The 21,303-nt window shown below is 39.0% G+C and carries 22 protein-coding genes and 1 pseudogene; 12 read left to right on the top strand and 11 right to left on the bottom strand.

Features of this window, described 5'->3' with window-relative positions; all coding sequences use genetic code 11:
• The first annotated feature begins 459 nt into the window (after window positions 1-459).
• The 3 genes from J7338_RS02650 (at window position 460) to J7338_RS02660 (ending at window position 2,083) form a co-directional block, all read left to right on the top strand.
• Window positions 460-921: a hypothetical protein gene (locus J7338_RS02650; RefSeq protein ID WP_215908995.1), complete on the top strand. Its 462-nt coding sequence runs from the start codon at window positions 460-462 to the stop codon at window positions 919-921.
• Window positions 918-1,511 (top strand): hypothetical protein, encoded by a 594-nt coding sequence (locus J7338_RS02655; protein ID WP_210795385.1) that lies wholly within the window; start codon window positions 918-920, stop codon window positions 1,509-1,511. The genes J7338_RS02650 and J7338_RS02655 overlap by 4 nt, the downstream gene beginning before the upstream one ends.
• A 344-nt stretch (window positions 1,512-1,855) precedes the next feature.
• Window positions 1,856-2,083: a hypothetical protein gene (locus J7338_RS02660; protein ID WP_210795387.1), complete on the top strand. Its 228-nt coding sequence runs from the start codon at window positions 1,856-1,858 to the stop codon at window positions 2,081-2,083.
• Between the two features lie 842 nt (window positions 2,084-2,925).
• Here the strand turns inward: J7338_RS02660 and J7338_RS02665 are convergent.
• The 6 genes and pseudogenes from J7338_RS02665 to J7338_RS02690 form a co-directional block, all read right to left on the bottom strand.
• Window positions 2,926-3,684 carry a hypothetical protein gene (locus tag J7338_RS02665; protein ID WP_210795389.1) on the bottom strand — a complete coding sequence of 253 codons (759 nt, stop codon included), beginning with the start codon at window positions 3,682-3,684 and terminating at the stop codon, window positions 2,926-2,928.
• Window positions 3,685-3,687: 3 nt separating this feature from the next.
• On the bottom strand, window positions 3,688-4,737 hold the full coding sequence (locus J7338_RS02670) for an AAA family ATPase (protein WP_210795391.1): 1,050 nt from the start codon (window positions 4,735-4,737) through the stop codon (window positions 3,688-3,690).
• A complete protein-coding gene (locus J7338_RS02675; protein ID WP_210795393.1) occupies window positions 4,730-5,845 on the bottom strand; it encodes a DUF262 domain-containing protein in 1,116 nt (371 codons plus the stop codon). Before J7338_RS02675 ends, J7338_RS02670 begins: the two co-directional genes overlap by 8 nt.
• Window positions 5,846-6,150: 305 nt before the next feature.
• Window positions 6,151-6,678, bottom strand: coding sequence for a hypothetical protein (locus J7338_RS02680; RefSeq protein ID WP_228732904.1), 528 nt, complete (start codon window positions 6,676-6,678; stop codon window positions 6,151-6,153).
• Between the two features lie 24 nt (window positions 6,679-6,702).
• Window positions 6,703-7,059: pseudogene (locus tag J7338_RS02685) on the bottom strand (RNA polymerase sigma factor); the annotation flags it as partial.
• Between the two features lie 26 nt (window positions 7,060-7,085).
• Complete coding sequence (locus J7338_RS02690; protein ID WP_210795395.1) at window positions 7,086-7,724, bottom strand: energy transducer TonB; 639 nt, start codon at window positions 7,722-7,724, stop codon at window positions 7,086-7,088.
• Between the two features lie 152 nt (window positions 7,725-7,876).
• Between J7338_RS02690 and J7338_RS02695 the strand changes: the two genes are divergently transcribed.
• Both J7338_RS02695 and J7338_RS02700 read left to right on the top strand, forming a co-directional pair.
• Window positions 7,877-8,383: a DUF3087 domain-containing protein gene (locus tag J7338_RS02695; protein ID WP_210795397.1), complete on the top strand. Its 507-nt coding sequence runs from the start codon at window positions 7,877-7,879 to the stop codon at window positions 8,381-8,383.
• Window positions 8,384-8,452: 69 nt separating this feature from the next.
• Window positions 8,453-8,971, top strand: coding sequence for a hypothetical protein (locus J7338_RS02700; protein ID WP_210795399.1), 519 nt, complete (start codon window positions 8,453-8,455; stop codon window positions 8,969-8,971).
• A gap of 255 nt (window positions 8,972-9,226) precedes the next feature.
• On the opposite strand, the gene J7338_RS02705 is transcribed toward J7338_RS02700, so the two are convergent.
• A complete protein-coding gene (locus J7338_RS02705) occupies window positions 9,227-9,631 on the bottom strand; it encodes a hypothetical protein (RefSeq protein ID WP_210795401.1) in 405 nt (134 codons plus the stop codon).
• A 105-nt stretch (window positions 9,632-9,736) separates the two neighbouring features.
• Here J7338_RS02705 and J7338_RS02710 point away from each other — a divergent pair, with 105 nt between their 5' ends.
• The 6 genes from J7338_RS02710 to csrA all read left to right on the top strand — a co-directional run bounded on the left by J7338_RS02710 (window position 9,737) and on the right by csrA (window position 16,231).
• A complete protein-coding gene (locus tag J7338_RS02710) occupies window positions 9,737-10,552 on the top strand; it encodes a LysR family transcriptional regulator (protein WP_210795403.1) in 816 nt (271 codons plus the stop codon).
• A 225-nt stretch (window positions 10,553-10,777) separates the two neighbouring features.
• Window positions 10,778-11,401 (top strand): GTP cyclohydrolase II, encoded by a 624-nt coding sequence (locus J7338_RS02715; protein ID WP_210795405.1) that lies wholly within the window; start codon window positions 10,778-10,780, stop codon window positions 11,399-11,401.
• A gap of 78 nt (window positions 11,402-11,479) precedes the next feature.
• Window positions 11,480-12,268 carry a BPSS1780 family membrane protein gene (locus tag J7338_RS02720; protein ID WP_210795407.1) on the top strand — a complete coding sequence of 263 codons (789 nt, stop codon included), beginning with the start codon at window positions 11,480-11,482 and terminating at the stop codon, window positions 12,266-12,268.
• Window positions 12,269-12,279: 11 nt separating this feature from the next.
• The gene (locus tag J7338_RS02725; RefSeq protein WP_182718042.1) at window positions 12,280-12,732 is read left to right on the top strand and encodes a regulatory protein RecX; all 453 of its coding nucleotides are present in this window, start codon (window positions 12,280-12,282) and stop codon (window positions 12,730-12,732) included.
• 19 nt (window positions 12,733-12,751) lie between these two features.
• Window positions 12,752-15,352 carry an alanine--tRNA ligase gene (gene alaS, locus J7338_RS02730; protein ID WP_210795409.1) on the top strand — a complete coding sequence of 867 codons (2,601 nt, stop codon included), beginning with the start codon at window positions 12,752-12,754 and terminating at the stop codon, window positions 15,350-15,352.
• 687 nt (window positions 15,353-16,039) lie between these two features.
• On the top strand, window positions 16,040-16,231 hold the full coding sequence (gene csrA, locus J7338_RS02735) for a carbon storage regulator CsrA (RefSeq protein ID WP_004587515.1): 192 nt from the start codon (window positions 16,040-16,042) through the stop codon (window positions 16,229-16,231).
• A 26-nt stretch (window positions 16,232-16,257) separates the two neighbouring features.
• Here csrA and J7338_RS02740 read toward each other — a convergent pair whose 3' ends face one another.
• Entirely contained in the window at window positions 16,258-16,725 is a 468-nt protein-coding gene (locus tag J7338_RS02740; RefSeq protein ID WP_210795410.1) for a YcxB family protein, read from the bottom strand.
• 127 nt (window positions 16,726-16,852) lie between these two features.
• Here J7338_RS02740 and J7338_RS02745 point away from each other — a divergent pair, with 127 nt between their 5' ends.
• Window positions 16,853-17,788, top strand: coding sequence for a hypothetical protein (locus tag J7338_RS02745; RefSeq protein WP_210795412.1), 936 nt, complete (start codon window positions 16,853-16,855; stop codon window positions 17,786-17,788).
• A gap of 48 nt (window positions 17,789-17,836) precedes the next feature.
• Here J7338_RS02745 and J7338_RS02750 read toward each other — a convergent pair whose 3' ends face one another.
• The 3 genes from J7338_RS02750 to barA all read right to left on the bottom strand — a co-directional run bounded on the left by J7338_RS02750 (window position 17,837) and on the right by barA (window position 21,274).
• Window positions 17,837-18,010, bottom strand: coding sequence for a response regulator transcription factor (locus J7338_RS02750; protein WP_210795414.1), 174 nt, complete (start codon window positions 18,008-18,010; stop codon window positions 17,837-17,839).
• Entirely contained in the window at window positions 17,991-18,116 is a 126-nt protein-coding gene (locus J7338_RS20915; RefSeq protein WP_267459576.1) for a response regulator, read from the bottom strand. Before J7338_RS20915 ends, J7338_RS02750 begins: the two co-directional genes overlap by 20 nt.
• A 392-nt stretch (window positions 18,117-18,508) precedes the next feature.
• Window positions 18,509-21,274 carry a two-component sensor histidine kinase BarA gene (gene barA / locus J7338_RS02755; protein WP_210795417.1) on the bottom strand — a complete coding sequence of 922 codons (2,766 nt, stop codon included), beginning with the start codon at window positions 21,272-21,274 and terminating at the stop codon, window positions 18,509-18,511.
• Window positions 21,275-21,303 lie beyond the last annotated feature (29 nt).

The following is a 21,303-nucleotide window of genomic DNA, read 5'->3' on the forward strand; positions in this document are numbered from 1 at the left end:
CCACAACTTACACATCCATGTACGCTCCCCAGTTCGGCCATCCATGGCCTCTCGTTCAAAGCTACGCTTTTCACCCATGGCCTACATGGATGTAGGTACTTAGGATTTGTCGGGAACAAAATCCTGCCATGCGCGATATTACTCATCAACTACTTATTTTCAGGGCGTGATGACGGGGGAAGGGTGTTAAACGTGAGATTTGTGTTTGAGCTTGGCAAGATGCAAGACCTGAATCTATATATCTTTATTCCGATCAAGTATAAGTATATAAGCAGAGCCAGAGGGTTGACATAATGTATTGATAAAGATACGTTATTAATCATAAAAATGGATATTTTAATACAAGGAACTAAGTAATGTCTGACTCAAACCTTTCTATAACTCCCCAAGAAAGAGCTCTTTTTCTAGCCGAAAACTTAGAAGGCTTTTGGCTTAGCCGATTACGTAAAGGAGATCCGGTTGTATGCTTTATGGGTTTCAGATGTCGACAATTTGAAAAGAGAGATCCGTCAAGGTTCAGCAGTATTTTGGAATAACAAAGGTTTTGGTTATTGGGAGTTTATGGCCCGTTCAACAGTCGTAAATTTAGCTGTTGGATTAGAGCGAGGCGGATTTAGGGGGTCCTTCGTTGAAATGAGACAGATGATTAAAAAAGTTGGTTTAGAGGTTGCTAAGCAGCATATTAAATATGTACAGCATGATTATCAGGCTGGTAACATTGGCCAAATAAGAGGGTTACTTAGTTTAAAACAAATGGCTGATTATCATCATGATGCATTTAAGAGGTTTAATATTCCACCTAACTTTTATGGTGGCACTTGGCTAGATAGTGTACCAAATGATGCAGAATTCCAGCTATATGGTGATCTATATTGTCATGATTGTGATAATGCTAATAATTACCAGAGACCAGCCCAATGATTAAGCCTTTAGCCATACTTTTTTTTATACTGTTTCTCGCAGGGTGTACTGAGGATAAATTTAGCTGGCAAGGGTATTGTTTGCCAAACGTTCAATTGACACCGGCAACATTAGCTAGCGGGACTTCAAGCCTAGATAAAAACTTTGATAGTGCAACTGATTATGGACCAACGTTATTCTTTTCTGGGGAAACAGTAGCTAAAGAAGTGAGTGCATTTAAAGCGTTCACCCCTGACCCATTATTTGGTAAGTACCAACATAATATTCAAGTTAATTTGTCACATAATGAAATAACATTAAATCCAACCAATACAAATGAGTTGAGGGCTAGTGAGCTTGCTGGAATATATTTTGAAGACCTTAGTGAATACAATTGGAATGCATATCAAAAAGTAGGCAGCAATTATGAGTTCTGGGGAAGTTGCATGCTTGATGGTAGTGGGGAGCAGAATAAAGGCTACAGCTGTTTAAGACAGCTTAAAGTTAATAATACAGTCTTAAGCTTTGATTTGGACTATGTCAATATTCATATTCATAAGCAAGTAGATGAGTTTCTCGTTGAAAAACTTAACAACTGGCGCTGTGATTGACTTTGCTCGATATTTTAATGGCTATTTAAGTTTCTTTGCAGAAAAAAATCTTAATATTGTGAAGGGTGATTTCTGGTAAATATTCAGCTTGCCCCTACATATCTTAATCCCACCCCCTACATGTTTGAGCACGATGATCTAGCCTTGGCAGTTGTGAGCTAAATCGGTATGTCGCTTAACTCTCCCAAGACTTTCTGCAGGAGATGGCTTCAGCCACGAATGATTTAGCACCAGTGATAGAGTTAACCACGGTAGGCGCTGGGCTTGCTGGCGCATGTGATTGTAGGTTGGGTAGAGTGCAACGAAACCCAACGGGCTTGGTTTAAATTGTAGGAGGAGTAAAAGTGAATTTCACCACAAAGGGCACAGACTCGCTTCGCGCTGCACCGAGGTTAACATTTGTTGTAGGAGATGGCTTTAGCCACGAAGGGTTTTGCATCAGTGATAAGTTCACCGCCGAAGGCGCTAAGCTTGCTGGCGCGCGTGGCTATGGCTTCGTGCGGCGGGCGACGAACTACGGAACAATCCTAGTACCTAGTCACTTCCTAGAGCCTAGCCACTTTATATTTTAGGTCGCCCTTTAGGGCGAAAAAAGTGAATTTTCACCACTGAGAACACAGAGGCGCTGCGCTACACAGAGGTTAAATATTGGGGAAGTAGGAGATGGCTTTAGCCACCAAGGGTTTAACACCAGTGATAGAGTTAACTATCGTAGCAGCTAAGCTTGCTGGCGCGTGTAACTTTTGGTCATTGCTTGCTAACTTGTCGCTTTCAAACTCGCTAACTGTTTAAACAAACCTTATTCAAGGTTTGTCGCGCTGGCACGACAGCAAAATCGGGGGGCGCTGCTGCCTTTGGGCTTAACCTGCGACGGGAATCACGCTATTTCCTTCAAAGCATAATTGATGTGAATGTAAGCGCCGTTTTTTCGCCAACTTTCACATCCATGTACGCTCTCCAGTTTGACTATCCATGGTCTCTCGTTCATAGCTGCGCTTTTGACCTATGGCGAAGTCACGCTTTATCGCGCATTGCCTACATGGATGTAGGTACTTAGGATTTGTCGGGAACAAAATCCTGCCATGCGCGATATTACTCATCAATTATTTATTTTCAGGGCGTGATGACGGGGTGGGTGTGTTAAATGTGAGATTTGTATTTGAGCTTGGAAAAAAGACAGATTTTATAAATGTATTATAGCCCTAGGTGTATTTAGTTAAAAGAGAAATAGCTATGAAATGCAGGTAACAATTTGAAATATTGGTGAAATGTAGTTTTTCAAGGTGAGGTTGTTTAATTTATGGTTTGGATTTCAGTATAGCAAAGAGCTTTATTATCCCAAAGTCAAAACCTTGTCCCATTCAGCCCTGTACCAATTAAATGTATTAGATAGTACGAGTATAAAGTGAAAAAATTATGGTTTTTCTATCACTTTGATTATACAGGTAATTTCTTTTGGGTTTGCTTTCCATAAATGGGTAAATCCACTAGAAATCATTACTTCAAGAGTACCTTGAGGTGACTCAATTAGTAGATACCTGTCATGCGAACCATGATATAACGGGCTTACGGAGATAGACCATTGCTCATGAATCTCCTGAACGAAGTCATTAGTCATTTTACTGCTATTCTTTACAGCATTAATTGAATCTGGTGTTTCTACATACTCTATTTTTAATGAATGCTTAGGTAATATTGATATGAATAGGCTTTGCGTAGATTCCCACCCTTCAGCAAAATAGTTATCACAAATAGTCACTTTTGTTGCGTTAGAACACAGTAGTTGTAAATATTTTCTAACCTGTTCTCTGCTTTCTGTGGGAGTGAGATTTATGGTTAACTGATTTGAAAGGAATGGAGAACGATAATATACATAAGGAAGTGTTACATTTTCTTCCTCAGTTAATATAACTTTAAATTGGGTGTTTGTGGCTAGTATGTCTAGAGAGTAGTCTCTGTCAGCTGCATGCTGTAACTGAGGCAACAAACGTTGATAAGTATTGTCGTTTAATCCTTGAACTTTGGCTTCAATTAATTGCTTTTTATTCGTTTTATATGGAAGTGAAAGTACTTTCATCAGTCGCTTGTATTTTTTATGATACAGGCGAGGATTTGAAGCCATATTTTCGTAAGCAATAAGTAAAGATGTACTGAGAACCATTTTTTCAGACATCGCTTATCTCATTTTCATTAAGTCAAATAAAGTGGCGTCAAAAAAGCCTGTGGGGAAGGTAATAATATTTCCAAAAGAATCGTTAAATTCACCATTCGAATCAAAAAGAATTGTTTCAAAATCCTCATCAACATTACTTTTATAATGTATAACTACATCTTCACTATTTATTTTGTCTTCATAAATTTCATACGCAACTTTGTTTATTAAATGTTCACAGTGAGTTTCAACAATTAATTGAGCACCTTTACTGGCTATAAATGATATGAACACACCTAGTTTTGCTTGCGCCTTTGGGTGAAGTTGAACCTCTGGGTTTTCAAGTAGTACCAGGTCGCCTTTTTTAGCTACAAGGCAAATGATGATTACTTTAGCGAGGTAACTCATTCCCGCGCCTAAATTAAAAGGAGATAAATTACTATCTAAATCTTTTACCTTAAATGACACTTTTACTTGGTCACTAACTTTTTCAGTTATCAGTTCCGTAGTTGAGTCTGTAATGTAAGTTAACCACATCCCAACTTGATAGGAAATAGTTTTTGAGCCATCGAACTTGAGTAGAGCTTCAGGAAGTATGTAACCTTTTACTTTATCAAATGTAGAAAAAAGGAATTCTCCTAAATAGCCGACCTTTCTTTCGGATAAGGGTACGAAGTCTTGTGCCCCAACTCTATTCGCACTCAAGTAAAATAGTTCTTTTTCATCATTTATAGATGGTAATTCATATTGATAAGTAAGTTGACTGGAAGTTTTAATGCCATCAGCTGTAATATTGATAAAATGCTGCTTTTCATTGGAGTCAATAGCATTGATATTTATAAACTTTGCATTATTTTTTTTATTTCGTATAGCTGAGAAGTCATTAAGGTAACGAGTTAAATCCTCCATACTGTAACGGTTACTAATTATACTGTTTTTGATTAGCAGCATGATTCCTTGGATTATAGTCGATTTACCTGAGGAGTTAGTTCCAGTTAGAATTGTTAAAGGTGCTAATTTTAATTTGGAATCATTTATACTTTTTAAGTTTTTTACTTGTATTTCTTTAAGCATGATTAAGACCTTTTGCGATGTCTCTAGCGGTGTCAAATCGTATTCGAATAAAATCTAATGTATCCATAGAACCTGAAAAATATCCTTCACTATCAATATCTTTTTTGTATTTTTTAACAAGTTCAAGAGCTTCATATCTATTTATTTTGTTAGGATCTACATAACAAAATGCATATGTTAGCATTTCAAATAATCCCATATTTATTGGACGACGATTACCGCCTTTAGATTTAGGTTCGAACCTATATGCCTCAGGACCTATGACCTCATTTACTCTCTGCATTCCGGTTAAACACCACTTTCTAACCTCATCAATTAAATTATCTGACTGGGTGGAATTAATAAACTTCATTACTGATGCTAAAAAAGAGTCTATATCAGAACGAAATTGAACTTTTTCGGGCAACTTCCCTTGAATATAAAGGTAAAAAGCTACAAAACGAAGAACTAGATATCGATCTCTCATCCTATCGTTATTTACTCCCCCACCTGTTGCAGATTTAAATTCTATAGATTCAGCAAGATTTTTAATCAGCGTTGTTGACTTACCTTGATATAGAGCGTGCCGCATTTCTTGTTTATTAAGATTCATTCCACCACGGTTTACTCTTTCAAAAATATTAAACTTTACATACTCTGGTGTTGGTGGCTGAATAATGTAGACATTAATTTGATAGTCTTCTAGTTTAGCCTGTAATACTGGCTCAATATCTCTAAAATATTTACCATTTAGTTTAGGTAACATACTGAGGTGCTTTAACGCATATTTATTTTGAATAAAACGTTTTAGCGCGGTGGTACGCTGTTTTCCATCAATAATTTGACGTACACCATTTTCATTTTCGAATAAATAAATAACGGGTATAGGAATTCCCATTAAAATAGATTCAATTAACTCTGATTGTCGCTGTTCATTCCAAACTTCTTTACGCTGGAAATCAGGTGAAAGTACTAATAATCCTTTATCTTCTCTACGTAGTAATTCAAACACACTGTAATTATCCTTTGCAATGCGGACCTCAGTATCAGTTCCCATTGGGTGCGGGTGAAAGTTTAACTCAAGATCATCTTGGTTTTCACTATCAACTACATCATATGCTTCAATCATCTGTAATGCCTTGAACCTTTATTTTACGTCACTCGGATATTAGTGTGCTTGAATATTATAATTTGCGTACAGTGGCTTAGATATTATTGGACTATCCCTGAGCTTGCAAAGCAGCCTAAGAACTCTTATCAATTTTTCCGTATACATCCATATTGTAAAGTAATAAAGAGATAATTGCAGTTATTTAGTAAATTAAACTTTTGTACTGAGGGCGTCTAAGTATTTATATCCAAGTGCATAAATTGTATTTATCCATCCATAAATACTTTGACTGATTGTACATAGGCTGCTAATGCAAAATATTATTACCCCCTACAAACCTTAACCCCATCTCCTGCATGTTTAAGCGCTATGATCTGGCCTTGGCTGTTGTGGGCCATGGCGAGCATGTCGCCTTTTACAATATCGCTCGCTACGGCGTGTTTGGTTTTTAAGTTATTTAATAGCGAGTCTTTTATTTGAATGAGTACTTCGCTGTGACAGCTGGCGATGTACCAGTCGTTATCTACTTTGACTAATTGGCCGTATTCAATATAGCGCTGTTGGTGTAGGCGCAGGTCGGCGGCGAGTTTGTCATCGAGTTGTTGTTTTTGGCGGGTGATCTCACTTGAATAACTGCCTGCATTATCTACTTGGTGAACCTCAATAAAGTGGTAATTGCTTTGCTGTGCGGCAAAGGTGTTGTTAAGTGTGTCTTGTTGTTCTGTGGTGTTATTTGTTGTGGTAAACACGGTAAAGCCCAGTACCGCTAAAGCGCAGGCGAGGCCGGTCATTTGCAGGGGTAATAAAAATCGAGTCGGCTTTTTGTTTGCTGCGCTATCTGAAAGTTGCATTAAAAAGCGGTTAAAGGCTTAGTAATCAAAGCTTTGCTGAGTATTAGGTGCTGCAATTGCAGTATCGTCTGCTAATTCTACAAAACGCTGTTGTTTACGAAACTCATCGATTAACGCATTACGGGCGAGGCGGAACAACCAGGCTTTCGGGTTGTCTTGCGGTTGATAATAATGGCGTTTTTCCATCACTTTTAACCATGTTTGTTGGCTTATATCAAAGGCGAGTTGCTCATTACTTTGCGTGACTAAGTAATGATACAAATCGTTGCCAAACAAGGTAACGAGTTTAGTTAAGTGGCGATTGTCGCCACTTTTTGCGTAGTCAGCCAAGTAGTCGTTACTGGGCTGACTAATAAACCATGACTTTAAGCTTGTAAGCATAGGCAACCTTATCCGTTAATGAGCTTTTATTGCGTTTGGTCTAACTTAAAATCAAGTTGTACGCTTTGCCCCGTTTGCATTTGTGCTACGCCATCAATCACTTTTGGGCGGTATTTCCAGCGTTTAATTGCCCGTAGTGCTTCACGGTCGAAAATGCGTTTTGGTTCTGCGTCAGTAACTTGTGCATCTATTACTTCACCGGTTTGAGATACATTAAAGCTTAATTGTACCCAGCCTTCAATGCCTTCTCGTGCGGCAATGGGCGGGTATTTAGGATTTATACGTACTATTGGGGTCGCATCACCGGTTGGTCGCTGTAAGTTAGCTTTTATATCGCCACCTATTTTATCAATATTTATATCTGGCGTTATTGCGGTTGTTACTATATTAGTATCAGTACTTGGCGGTGTACGCGGCGGCACTTTAGGCGGCGTTTGCATTTTAGGTGGCGGCGGCAAGGTTTGCTTGTGCTGCACTTTAGAATCTTCTGGTGCTTGGAATATTTCTACAATGATGCTGTCATCAATAAAGCTTGGCGCGCGTTGCTCGCCACTAATTAAGTACTGCATAAATGCAAATGCCGCAAAGGTCATGGCTGCACCGCCAACAATGGCCGTTGATGTTTTTAAAGCATGATTAGTGTGTGGTAAAGCTACTGTTTGCATAAGCAAATCCTCGATAAGTTAAGTGGTATTCATCACTAAAACGTGCGCTAGATTAAAAAGGGGTGAAATATTTTTAAAAAGTTTCGTGTTTGCTTATGGGCATTGGTTACAATGGCGGCTGAGAATTTTGGTTTTTATTTTATTAGGTAGTTATGCAACTTATTCAAATTGATAAAGCTCGTTATCGTAAGCATTTAAACCGCGTTATTATTGGCTGCGGCTTGGCGTTGGCTATTGGCAGTTTAGCAATCTCACAACTACTAATCGCGTTATTCCCTGATGAAAGTGGCAGTCATTTTCATTGGAATTTAATTGGTGTAGTTATTACTAGCCTAACAATTGGCTGGGCGCTGAATAAATACCGCACGCATGATTATATGACCGAAGTGGTGTATGTGTGGGATCTGAAACAAGCATTGAATAAAATCACCCGTAAAATGGCAAAATTAAAAGCGGCGGGGCGAGAAGGAAATCCTCAGGCATTGTTAGCAATTCATTATAGTTATGCGGGCTCGCGGTTATTATGGCAACTAGACGATAACACCATCACTATGGATGAGTTGGCAATCAAGCAAACGGAGCTTGATAATGTGGCGGCGCAGTTTAATGTCGCGCTGAATGCAGATGACTATAAAGAGACTATTTTGAAGCAATTTTAGTTGCTTTTCTATTTCTAAAGTGTGTAAAGTGGCGTTTGCTTAATAACCAATAACTTTACAGGAACTTCAATGACATTAAGTAAGCTTTGTTTAGGTGCTTTATTAACAGTATGTACTTTTACATCTAATGCAAACGATGTTAATTTTTCAATCGGTGGGGGTTACCCTTATTTTGTTATACCTGAGGTATCATTATCAGCAGCGCAAGGCACACAGCGCTGGTATGCAAACTATAACATAGGCTTAGATGATGGTTTTTCTGTCGGGTTTGAACATGCGCTAACGAACAACAAAAAGCATGCATTAGGTTTGGTTGTTGGCGCCATAGGTGTGAGACATTATGATCGTGAGTGTCCGAATACTGATGATGACAGTCTTAGTGGCGAATTGGGTAATATTCTAGCCTGTGCACTAGTAGCTCCGTTTGATCAAGAAACGATCAATGGTGTAGGCGTGAGCTATAGTTACCTTTTTCGTGGTTTAAATGAAGGCGGTTGGCGCGTTCGTTTTGAATTAGGTTATGGCGAAGGCAGCGATAGTAATGAAAAACGCGCTGATGGTGGTGTGAGTATTAGTTACGAATTTTAATAATTGCATATAGCTTAAATAGGCTTTAGTGATAAATTAAAGCCTACCTCTACCTTGTAATACATGTTAAGTTATTCGATGTAACTGGCTATTTAATCCCTCTTATAGCACCGCTAATTGGTTACAAGGTTGGAAATAGTAATATTGTTGGTAATTTGAAAAACCACCAATACTACCCATGGTGGTTTATTCAGCTTTAGAACATTATGATTTTTAGCGTGATTAACTCACATTGATATATATGTACATTTATCATTAAATATCCGATCTTTCGAGGTTACTTACGGTTTCGCGAAAGTAATCTACTTTCCCTGCTTGTTCATGAGAAACAATATAAGTGCGGCTTTTAACGTGCTGCTCTTCTTCACCATACCAAAATAATTGGTCAAAGATGGTTATATACCAATCGTTTCCTAAAGCCTGAGATTCTAGCCCCATGATGTGAGTTCCTTTGGGAAAGATATCAGTACCTAAACGGGTTAATACAGTGATAAAACCTGCTTTATCACAGCATTGTTGCCAATCGATATCAGTATCATCTTTATAGTGATCTATTCGTAGATTAATATCGTCAGCGATTAAATCTAGTAATGCCATATCTTCTTTTTCGAATAAGTTTAAAAGTTTATGAATTGCAATATCACTATAGCGTTCAATCATTTTTTTAGTCCTTGTGATTAATTGTATTGTCTTCTTAACTGAAATTAGCAAATTTATTGTTATAGGTATAATATTGTTTATATTATTAATCTATAGGTAAATTGTGTGATAGAGGTTAGGCCATTAAATTACTTTATTGCTGCATATGAAGAAGGGTCGATTACTGCTGCTGCATCGCGATGTTTCATTGCTCAGCCTTCAGTTACTCATGCGATTAAAACACTGGAAATAAGTTTGGGGGTTAAGTTATTTGAACGAAGTAAGCGTGGAATAAGTCCTACAGCTGATGGCCATAAACTTTACAAGCTTGCGAGTGACTTACTATTACAAAACAGGCAGTTACAGGAAGCTTTTATACCTAACAATATGCATGAATTATATCTTTATGTGCAGCCTGATATAAATATCGAACGTTACGCTTGTATTCTAGAGCGGATAAAAAATACACCTATAGATGTTAATTTATTCATCGTTGATGTTATTGAACAAGCGCAAATAGCAATTGTTGATGAGCAATTGTTATCACCACAGTTTAAGTTTAGAAGGCTAAATCAAGAAGGTTATAAACTGATTGTACGTAAAGATCACCCCTTAGCGAAAAATAAAACAGTGAGCTTGAATGAGTTACAAGGGCTAGCCTTTATTGAAAGGCCTTACTGCACTAATCGAAAAGCATTTGAAAGGCTTATAAGTGATGAGAACATATTGATCACTTACCAAGGTAAAGCTATTCATGACTCTCAGCTGCAAAGCCTTGTAAAATTAGGTTTTGGTGTAGCAGTTATACCTGAATCATACATTCAAAAAGAGTGTGATTTAAAGTATATCCCTATCAGCTTAAATAACCCTATAACGCGCTCGATTGTATTTGCTTATCGTAAGTTACCAAATAGTATAGTAGCAGCTATCGAAGATACTTAATTGATTTAAAGCTTTTACTTAAGTAGAAAAGTAAATATCAAGGTTAGCTGAGGTTCAATTGGCAATGTAGCCAATCAAGTATCTCATGTATAATACTTGAATTGTTGGCTATCGCCTCAATGTAGTGATCACTTATTGCGATATTGCATTATTTTCAACGCTGATTTATTTGTGATAATATCACAATTCAATGCATCGCATTACTTTTTAAAATTTGGATTTGTCGTGGCGCAAGTAAGAGCTAGAGTCCAGCTAAATGTTGGCAAAAACAGTGGTATACCCGCAGAGATCGTATCATTCAGCGGTTTAAAAGATGGCCAAGAGCATGTTGCTTTGGTATTTAATAATGCGGATAGTGAGCAGTCTGTGCCGCTTATTCGTATGCATTCTGAATGTTTAACCGGTGATGTATTTCATTCATCACGGTGTGATTGTGGTGAACAACTCAACGAATGTATTGAAATGATGCATCAACAAGGTGGTATTTTACTTTATTTACGCCAAGAAGGGCGTGGTATTGGTTTATACAATAAAATTGACGCCTATGTATTGCAATCGCAAGGTATGAATACCTATGAAGCAAATAATCATTTGGGCTTTGCTGATGACTTACGTGACTTTTCTGACGCGGTATTAATGCTAGAAGCGATGGGGTTGGCTCATGTAAAGCTGATGACCAATAATCCTAAAAAGCTTAATGCCTTGAAAGATGCAGGTATTGAAGTTGAATCAGTGGTTGGCACGCATGCACACATTAAAGCTGGTTTAGCGGGCAATAAAGCATACCTAGAGACGAAAATTAAGCATGGTGCGCATATGTTAGATATAAAGAAGATTAAAAAACCGTAATTTTAAGCTGTCGTCTATGTAATCCCATCCAACGCCGAGTTATACTCGGCGTGTTTTGTTGTTAATTTAAGAGCAAGTATGTCAATTGAATTACGAGTATTTAAGGCCGATGCAGGGCTAAAATGGTTTAAAGCAGGGTGGCTTATTTTTAAAACTCAGCCTTTTACCTTTATTTTTATGCACTTATTTATAGGTATTATTGGTTTACTATCGCTATTTTTACCTTTTTTACAAATTATAGCAGCCATCGCCACGCCATTTTTAACTGCAGGGTTTTATCAAGCGGTGATCACCAAACAGCAAGGCGGCAAAATTATGTTAGCCGATATCCTAAAGCCGTTTACCGCCAAGGGTAATCGTATGGGGCTGTTACGTTTAGCGCTTTATCAAATGGCGGCAGGTGTGCTAATGGCCTTGTTAGCAGGTGGCTTATTTACTGAAGCTGTTGAAATTATGAGTAACCCGAGTGTCGACCCTAACATTGCTTTGCAGCAAGTTATAGATAGCATCTCGATGGCAAATGTTGTGCTGTTTTTAATTGCGTTATCTGTTTATTTAACGGCTTTTTCTTATGCTGTGCCATTGGTTTATTTTAATCAGCAAAAACGCATTTTTGAGGTGCTTAAAAGCTCACTGTTGGTGTTTTACCACAACATGGCACCATTGAGTATATATGGGGCAATTGCAGCAGGTTTGATGATGCTTTCAATGTTCTTATCATTCTTGCCGCTGTTGGTTTTAATGCCAATTTGTTACATTAGCTTTTTTGTTTCTTATCAAGCTATTTTTATGCCGATCGTGCCGCCTGCAGGGGCAGAGCCTGTTGCGCCGCAGCATAATGATCAAAGCGGTCGTTTTGACGCATAATGGCTGAAGAAATGGATGAAGCATTACAAAAGAAGTTAAAAAATTATGTACTTTGGTTACTCGGGCGCCAAGAATATTCGCGTCGAGAGTTAACCCAAAAATTACAGCAAAAAGAGGCGACGCCTGAATTTATCGAAGCTTTATTAGATTGGTGTGAAGAACACAATTTTATAAATGAGCAGCGTTATGTTGAAGGTTTTGTACGTCGCCACATTGCTAAAAAACATGGCTTAAAACGTATTCAAAGCGAAGCCATGGGCAAAAGGATTGACCGAGCACTGTTAGAAAGTGTGATTGAATCATTCGAAATTGATTGGTTTGGGTTAGCGCAGGATGCGTATTTAAAGAAGTATTCAAATTCACAGGACGACTTCGATCACAAAGAAAAAGCTAAGCGCGTGCGCTACTTAATGTATCGAGGGTTCAGTTACGAACAAATAGATTTTGCAATGCAAGCACAGTAAAAATGGGTGAGACGTTCACATGCAGCACATGACTACCGCACAGATCAGGCAACAGTTTTTAGATTTTTTTGCCTCTAAACAACACCAAATTGTTCCATCAAGCTCGCTTATTCCGGGTAACGATGCGACGTTATTATTTAATAACGCCGGCATGGTGCAATTTAAAGATGTATTTTTAGGCGGCGAAAGCCGCCCTTATAACCGCGCAACTAGCTCACAACGTTGTGTGCGTGCCGGTGGTAAGCATAACGATTTAGAAAATGTAGGCTACACAGCACGCCACCATACATTTTTCGAAATGTTAGGTAACTTCAGCTTTGGTGATTACTTTAAGCAAGACGCGATTAAGTTTGCGTGGGAGTTTTTGACTGACGTTGTAAAACTGCCGAAAGAAAAACTGCTCGTTACTATCTATCATGATGATGAAGAAGCATTTGGTTATTGGGCTAACGAAATTGGTTTGCCTGAAGATCGCATTATTCGTATTGCTACTTCAGATAACTTCTGGTCAATGGGTGATACTGGCCCGTGTGGTCCATGTTCTGAAATTTTTTATGATCATGGCGAACAGATTTGGGGTGGACCTCCAGGCTCACCTGAAGAAGATGGCGACCGTTTCATTGAAATTTGGAACTTGGTATTTATGCAGTATAACCGTCAAAGCGACGGTACGATGGAGCCACTTCCTAAGCAGTCTGTTGATACTGGTATGGGTCTTGAGCGCATTGCTGCAATTTTACAAGGCGTGCATTCAAACTACGAAATCGATTTATTCCAAGGCTTAATTAAAGCAGCTGCAGAAGTTACCAATGCACAAGATATGGATGATAAATCACTGCGCGTCGTGGCGGATCATATTCGTTCATGTGCGTTTTTAATTTCTGATGGGGTGATGCCATCAAACGAAGGCCGTGGTTATGTACTGCGCCGTATCATTCGTCGCGCAGTTCGCCATGGTAACAAGCTTGGCGCACAAGGTTCGTTCTTCTATAAGTTAGTTGCTGCGCTAATCGAACAAATGGGTCAAGCGTATCCAGAGCTTGCAAAACAGCAAGAAATCATCGAAAAAGTACTGCGTATTGAAGAAGAGCAGTTTGGCAAAACTCTTGAGCGTGGTTTAGCTATTTTAGAAGAAAGCCTAACTGATTTAACTGGCGATGTGATCCCAGGTGAATTGGTATTCAAATTATATGACACCTATGGTTTCCCAGCTGATTTAACCGCAGATGTAGCGCGTGAGCGCTTTATGACGATTGATGAGCAAGGTTTCCAAGAGTGCATGGCTGTGCAGCGTAAAACAGCACAACAAGCTGGTAAATTTGGTGCTGATTATAACCAGCAATTAAAGTCTGACAAACACACTGACTTTAAAGGCTATGACGCAACGCACTATAGCGGCACTGTGATTGAAATGTTCGCGCAAGGTGAAGCTGTATCAGTACTTGAAGATGGCCAACAAGGCATTGTGGTACTAGATCGCACACCGTTTTACGCTGAATCTGGTGGCCAAGTTGGCGACACCGGCACATTAACGGTAGCTGGTGGTGAGTTTAAAGTTACTAACACCACTAAACTTGGTAATGCATTCGCGCACCACGGAACAGTGATGGGCCGCATTGGTGTGAATGATAAAGTTGACGCAAACATTGATGATGCGCGCCGTGATCGTGTTAAAAAGAATCATACAGCGACGCATATTTTACACGAAGCACTACGTCAGTTATTGGGCGATCATGTGTCGCAAAAAGGTTCACTCGTAGACCCTGAACGTTTACGTTTTGACTTCTCGCATTTTGAAGCAGTCACGAAAGCTGAACTACGTGAAATTGAGCGAGTTGTGAATGACGAGATCCGTCGTAACTTTGCACTAAATACTGAGCTGATGGCAATCGATGCCGCCAAAGAAAAAGGCGCAATGGCGTTATTTGGTGAGAAGTACGATGATGAAGTTCGCGTAGTGACTATTGGTGATTACTCTATAGAGCTGTGCGGTGGTACTCACGTAAATCGTGCTGGTGATATCGGTTTATTTAAAATAGTTTCTGAGAGCGGTATTGCTGCCGGTGTGCGTCGTATTGAAGCGGTAACGGGTGCTGATGCAATTGCTTATGTAAGTGAGCAAGAGCAACACCTAAACGACGTAGCGGCTCTTGTTAAAGGCGACAGCGCATCAGTACTTGAAAAAGTAACTGCTTTGCTTGAGAAGTCAAAAGGTCTTGAAAAACAAATAGCACAGCTAAGCGACAAGCTAGCCAGTGCTGCGGGTGCATCATTAATTGATTCAATTGTTGAAATTAACGGTGTTAAATTACTTGTGGCAAACGTTGAAGGCACTGAATCAAAAGCCTTACGCGGTATGGTTGATGACCTTAAAAACAAGATTGGCTCAGGTGTTATTGCACTTGGTGTTGCTGATGGCGACAAAGTAAGCTTAATTGCTGGTGTGACTAAAGACTTAACTGGCAAAGTGAAAGCCGGTGAGCTGGTAAATCACATGGCATCACAAGTTGGTGGTAAAGGCGGCGGTCGTCCTGATATGGCGCAAGCTGGTGGCTCTGAGCCGCAAAACTTAACTACAGCACTTGATAGCGTAACCGCTTGGTTAACTGAGCGTACTTAAGAGCGCAGTACGTAAAGTTGATTTAACACGTTAGGAGGCTCAATTGAGTCTCCTAAAGTGTTTATTCTAAATCTACTTTAACAGCTAAGCCACGTCCTAAATTTATAGCTAAAACGGCATACCTTACTAAATACACACTACCGCATTTTTATTGCCACTGGATTTACCGAATTACGAAAAAACTCTGAACCATCCCAATTAATTCTCTACAGCGATGATAAAACTAATTTTTATTGAAACTTTTTCTTTATAACTGCGTCCAAATAGTTAAGATCAATCATAACTTTGAAAAAATAGGCTATGCTTATATCGACTATCGTTATAGTGCACAGAAAAGATTTTAGTAACTACTTGAAGTATTAAATGACAACCACCATTATATTAATAGTAAAGAAATTTCTGTTGGTTGCTCAGTTGCTAAAGTCGCCATTGAGGCTGTGACTATGAAATCATATCCTCGTGTAGTAAGTTTGTTTTTATAGATTAACGTAAACACGTATCAAGATCTGATATTAAAATATCAGTTTGAATAGATGAAACATACTTAGAATTGGCAATAAGCGCATTATAAAGAGTTTTTTTAACAGAAAATGAATCGATTTAGAGTTTTTACTTACTATTAAGGCTTATTTTCTTTAATATACAGACGCGGAATCTTTTAATTTATTGGAATACGGGAGCAAGAGAATGCTAATACTAACTCGTCGAGTAGGTGAAACCCTAATGATTGGTGACGAAGTAACTGTCACTGTACTAGGTGTTAAAGGAAATCAAGTACGTATTGGTGTTAATGCACCTAAAGACGTTTCGGTACACCGTGAAGAAATTTACATGCGTATTCAAGCTGAAAAGTCTAACCCGAACCCGGGTAATGCTTAATCAATTAAATTGATGTGAAAGAGCCACTATTTAGTGGCTCTTTTTTTTATGTATTCAATAATCTCATCATTGAGTACGCTGTTTGATACGTACTGCATACCGCGACGACTTTTTAAAATAATACCGCGAACAGTAAAAATTACTTCATCAATATCTTGCCATGCTAGCTGATAGCTTTTATGCGGGTTTTCGCTTTTAAAACCGCTTTCATCAATAGTTAGCCTTGCCTCAGAGCCAGATGCGCGACTAAGCATTTGCCGAGTTACCCACCAAGGCCTGCGATAATAAAAAGCAACACACTCGAGCACTGCTGCTAAAATTAAGAAATTACCTAAATAATGTTTATTCATCGCATAGATTGCGATCAGTCCTAAACTTATCAACAATACCAACAGTGCATACTTGGGTTTTGCTTGGGCACTATAAGGTAGAGATTCATCAAAACATTCGTAAAAATAAGGTTTATCTAATGTATAAGTGGTACTAAATGACATGATTTACAAATTCAGGATTACTGTGCGGTTATTTTAGCAAGCTTAACCACAAAAAGCCGTTCTTTTAAATGTTCATTTGTTTGTTACTATGAGGGCTTAAGATCTATTTGCGCAACAGGGGATGGTGATGTTTAGTTTAATTGGTTTGACTTTGGCGCTGTCCAGTAATGCGTTTTTGGTGATGGGGGATATGCCATATACCCCATTTGATGAAGTAAATTTAGCGCCAACAGGGGCTTTGGGTAAAAAAATAAAAACGACTGAGCATGCTTTTTTGATCCATGTTGGCGATATGAAATCTGGTTCTGAGCCTTGCAAAAATGAGTTGCTTGAGAAGAATAAACAGTTACTAACGTCTTTAACTACGCAGCCATTTATTTACACCCCCGGCGACAATGAATGGACTGATTGCGACCGAAAAAATCTAACCCCTCGTTATGATGAATTAGAGCGCTTGGTATTTTTAAAAACCTTGATGTTTGACGATAAATACCTTGAAAAAGCGAATACTTTAGTTGATTTTCAACAACAGCCTAGCATGCGTGAAAATGCGCGTTGGCGGTTCGCTGATGTAGAGTTTATAACGCTGCATATTGCAGGCACTCACAATGGCCGTCGAGAGGTGTTAAAAAGTGATAAACAATTTGCTTATCAACAAGCTGATACAAGAGACGCCAACAATCTTAACTGGCTAGCGCAAGCAGATCCAACAGCCAAAGGTTATGTGATTGCTTTTCAGGCTGATATTTACACCCATCAAACAGCACAACCGGCATGCAGCAAAACTCAGCCAGAACGGTGTGATGGTTTTAAAGTGTATCGCGATGCTTTGGCGGAGTTTGCAAATACAGTAAAAAAGCCAGTATTAGTGATCCACGGTGATACAGGCCCTTATTGTCAGCAACCATTATCACACAATTTAACACGGCTTAATGTACCCGGGGATTTTATGTATAGTGATATTGCGCGAGTTGAGATTGATAAGAGTAAAGGTAGCGACGAAATTAAATGGCAAATAGGCAGCCTTAAAACGAACAAACCCATACAACGAATATGTAAATAAGCAAATAAGTAACACAGAACAAGGTTATATTTTGAATATTATTTTAGCTTATTGGTCAATACTTAGGGGGTCAAGGCTAAATAAAATAGTTTCATTCGTGTGTTTTTTTGCAAGTAATTTTATTCTTACAGCTAACTCTTCAAGTGCAAGTGGCTTGGTTAAATAATCAAGTGCCCCTGCTGCAAATGCAGCGAGTTTATCTTCAAGCGCACTGCTCAGCAAGCGCTAAGCCATTGCCATCAGGTAAGTTTATATCAAGTATACTCGCGTCATAATGTTGTCCAACACTGATCCCTTTTGCTTGCGCCAAAGAGCGGGCATAGTCCACTTCAATACCTTCATTTTCTAAAAAGGTAATGGCTGGCTAGGCTAGGATTGCATCGTCCTCCACTAATAAAATAATCATGATGTTCTACACTGTTACCTTAAGTTACCATTACTTTGCTAGTGTAGCGTTAAATCTTTGGAGACAACAATGAGTATAATTAAAATGAATTTAGCAACTAGCGTATTTTCCCTTAGCTGTATACTCTTGGGCTGTGGTGATACAGCATCACATGCGCCCAGCGGAGAATATAACAACCGCTAGAGTGATGATAACGCTACTAAATGGTAAGCAGGTTTATCAACGTTAGTTCAGGTCAAATATTCCAAGTTACATGGTTGGAGCTCGGGCGAAATATTTAACGCTATATCATTTCGAGTTCATTTTTATGAAAACTAGTCACTTTTTAAACCTGCGTCGGTCATCAGGTTTTCAAGTTCGTCTTGTAGCTCAAAAAGCTCAGGCTCAATATAACTTAAATTACAATCGCCTTTTAATGCAGTTTCCAGTGCTTCAGCGAGTGCTTTAAGTTTGGGTACGCCCGTGTAGCAGCAAGCACCGTGAAATTTATGAATAATACTGAGCACATGTTCGCAATCTTGGCTACTGATTGCTTCTTCAAGTAAGCGCAAGGTTTCTGGCACACTGAGTAGCAACATATTAAGCATTTCAAGCGCCAGTTCATTTTTACCGCCAGCACGTTGCAGTGCTAATGGCCAATCCAGCGAGGAGCTTACAAAAGGAGGATCAATCACAATCAGGTCATTACGGTTTTTGTCACGTCGCAGCGGTGATTGTGGACTATGATCACTGATTATTTGTTTCAGCATATCCTCATCAATAGGTTTAGTTAAATACCCTTTAAAGCCATCGGTAATTAGTTGCTCTTTCTCGCCCGCTAAGGCGTGGGCTGTGACTGCAATAATAGGGGTATCTTCGTTTAAGGATGATTCTAGGATCAGTTTACAGGCGGTAATACCGTCCATAATTGGCATTTGAATATCCATAAAGATAATGTCGTATTTATGGCTTTTGCTCAAACTATAGGCTTGCGAGCCATTATGAGCAGTATCGATAGTTTCAATCTGCTCCTCCAGTAAAGTACAAATTAACTTTAAATTGGCATCGTTATCATCAACGACTAATACTTTTAGCGGTAATAACTTCTCGTCATTTTCTTCAATATTATGCACGGGATGATCGAGCCGGTACGGTGCAGCAAGCACTTCGCAAAGCTTGCGGTGATTGAGTGGTTTACTCAAACACGCATCTGCACCACAGCCAATATACGCTTCGCGCATATTATGAGACACCGAGTTGAGCATTAAGTACAGGTAGTCAGTCGATTCACGGACTGCTTTGATATAACTTTTTAAGCGTTGCATTTCGTCAACTGAGGCAACGTGGCCAATAATACAAATATCGTAATTAAACTCTTTGTTTAACTCTTGCAAAAAGGTTTCTTGGTCAAAACACGCAGTGACCTGAGTTTGCCACTCGGTTAATAAAGAGAACACCGCATGATGAGTATGTTCATGAGGTTCAAGGTATAAAATACGTTTATTCGCCAGCGATTTACTTGGCAAGTCGCTGTTGTAGCTATGGCTTGGTAGTCTAAATACGCCATTAAAAGTAAAGCAGGTGCCATTACCAGGCGCTGAGTTTAAAGTAATACGGCCACCCATGGTTTCAACTATGTGCTTGGTAATAATTAAACCAAGGCCTGTGCCACCAAACTTACGCGTAATGCTTGAATCTGCTTGGCCAAAGGGAGTGAATAAGGCATCTTGTTTATCCATTGGGATGCCAACGCCAGTATCGGTTACCGAGACTAATACAGAGGTACGTTCTTCATCAAGTAAACGATGGCCAACATCAATTTTAATTGAGCCTTTTTCAGTAAACTTAACAGCATTACTGATCAAGTTGATCAAAATTTGTTTAAATCGGGTTGGATCACCAGTAATATTATCAGGCACTTGCGCGTTGATATAAATCGATAGTTCTAATTGCTTTTCATGCGCACTGGGCGCTAGTAGCGTAAGTACTTCGTTTACTGTATCACGTAGTTGAAATTGAATTGACTCAAGCTCCATCGCGCCTGCTTCAAGCTTCGAAAAATCTAAAATATCGCTGATGATAGTCATTAAACTATTTGCTGAGAGCTCAATGGTGTCGAGGTAATCTTTTTGGTGTTTATTAAGCGGTGTTTTATGTAATTGACGAGTAAAGCCAATGACACCATTAAGTGGTGTGCGCAGCTCGTGGCTCATTTTTGCTAAAAAGTCAGACTTTACGCGATTGGCGTCTTGGGCATCGGTTTTAGCAATACTGAGCTGAATATTTTGTGTTTCGTATAACTCTAACGACTCGCGCAAGTCACTGGTTGCTTGATCAATGTGCTTTTGCATTTCATCTTTTTGCATCACCATAGTATCAGAAATGGTGTTTAGCCCTTGGCGTAATAACTCAAATTCGCCCATCATCGGAGCAGTTAGGCCGGTTTCTCTTTTCCCTTCGATTAATTTGTCGGTAGCAAGTACTAACTTATTTAATGGGGTCATAAACATATGACTAAGTCTGATGGCTAAAATAGCCGCCAACACTAAGGCTAAAATAATCACAATACCGCTGACTAATAATGCTTGTTGCTGACCAATTATCGCTTGATCTTTGTTGAGCTGAATAACCACAGTACCAAGTGATGTTTGAAATGCTGCATTATTCCACTGTGCGTCTGGGGTCGAGTGATTAATGATTGGCGTGAAAAAGGTAAGCAGATGCTCACTGCTGAGTACTTTGGTATTTTTTCCAACTTGTAAGTGTTCATTATGCAGTAAATTGTCAAAGTCACGATGATAGTTACTGGTGAGTATCAGTTTATTATACTCATCAAAAATGGCGATGGTTTTAATTGTTGGAGAGTGTTTGTTGTGTGCGTGGCTTATCAAACGGTTTAGCAGCAGCTTATTTTTTGCTAATAATGGTTGTTCAATGGCGATTGAAAGTGGCTCCGAAATGGTCGCTCCTTGTTGATATAAAATTTCATCAAGCTCAATGTAACGATTTATTGTAAAATAGCCGCCAAGTAGTAATCCAATAATCACTGTGGGAATGAGTGTTAGCGTTAAAACTGAGTCGCGCAAACCAAGTTTAGTCATAAGTGAACGTTGTTATCATTATTAGTTAG

The sequence above is a fragment of the Pseudoalteromonas ostreae genome (genome assembly GCF_018069805.1).
Classification (GTDB): Bacteria; Pseudomonadota; Gammaproteobacteria; order Enterobacterales; family Alteromonadaceae; genus Pseudoalteromonas; species Pseudoalteromonas ostreae.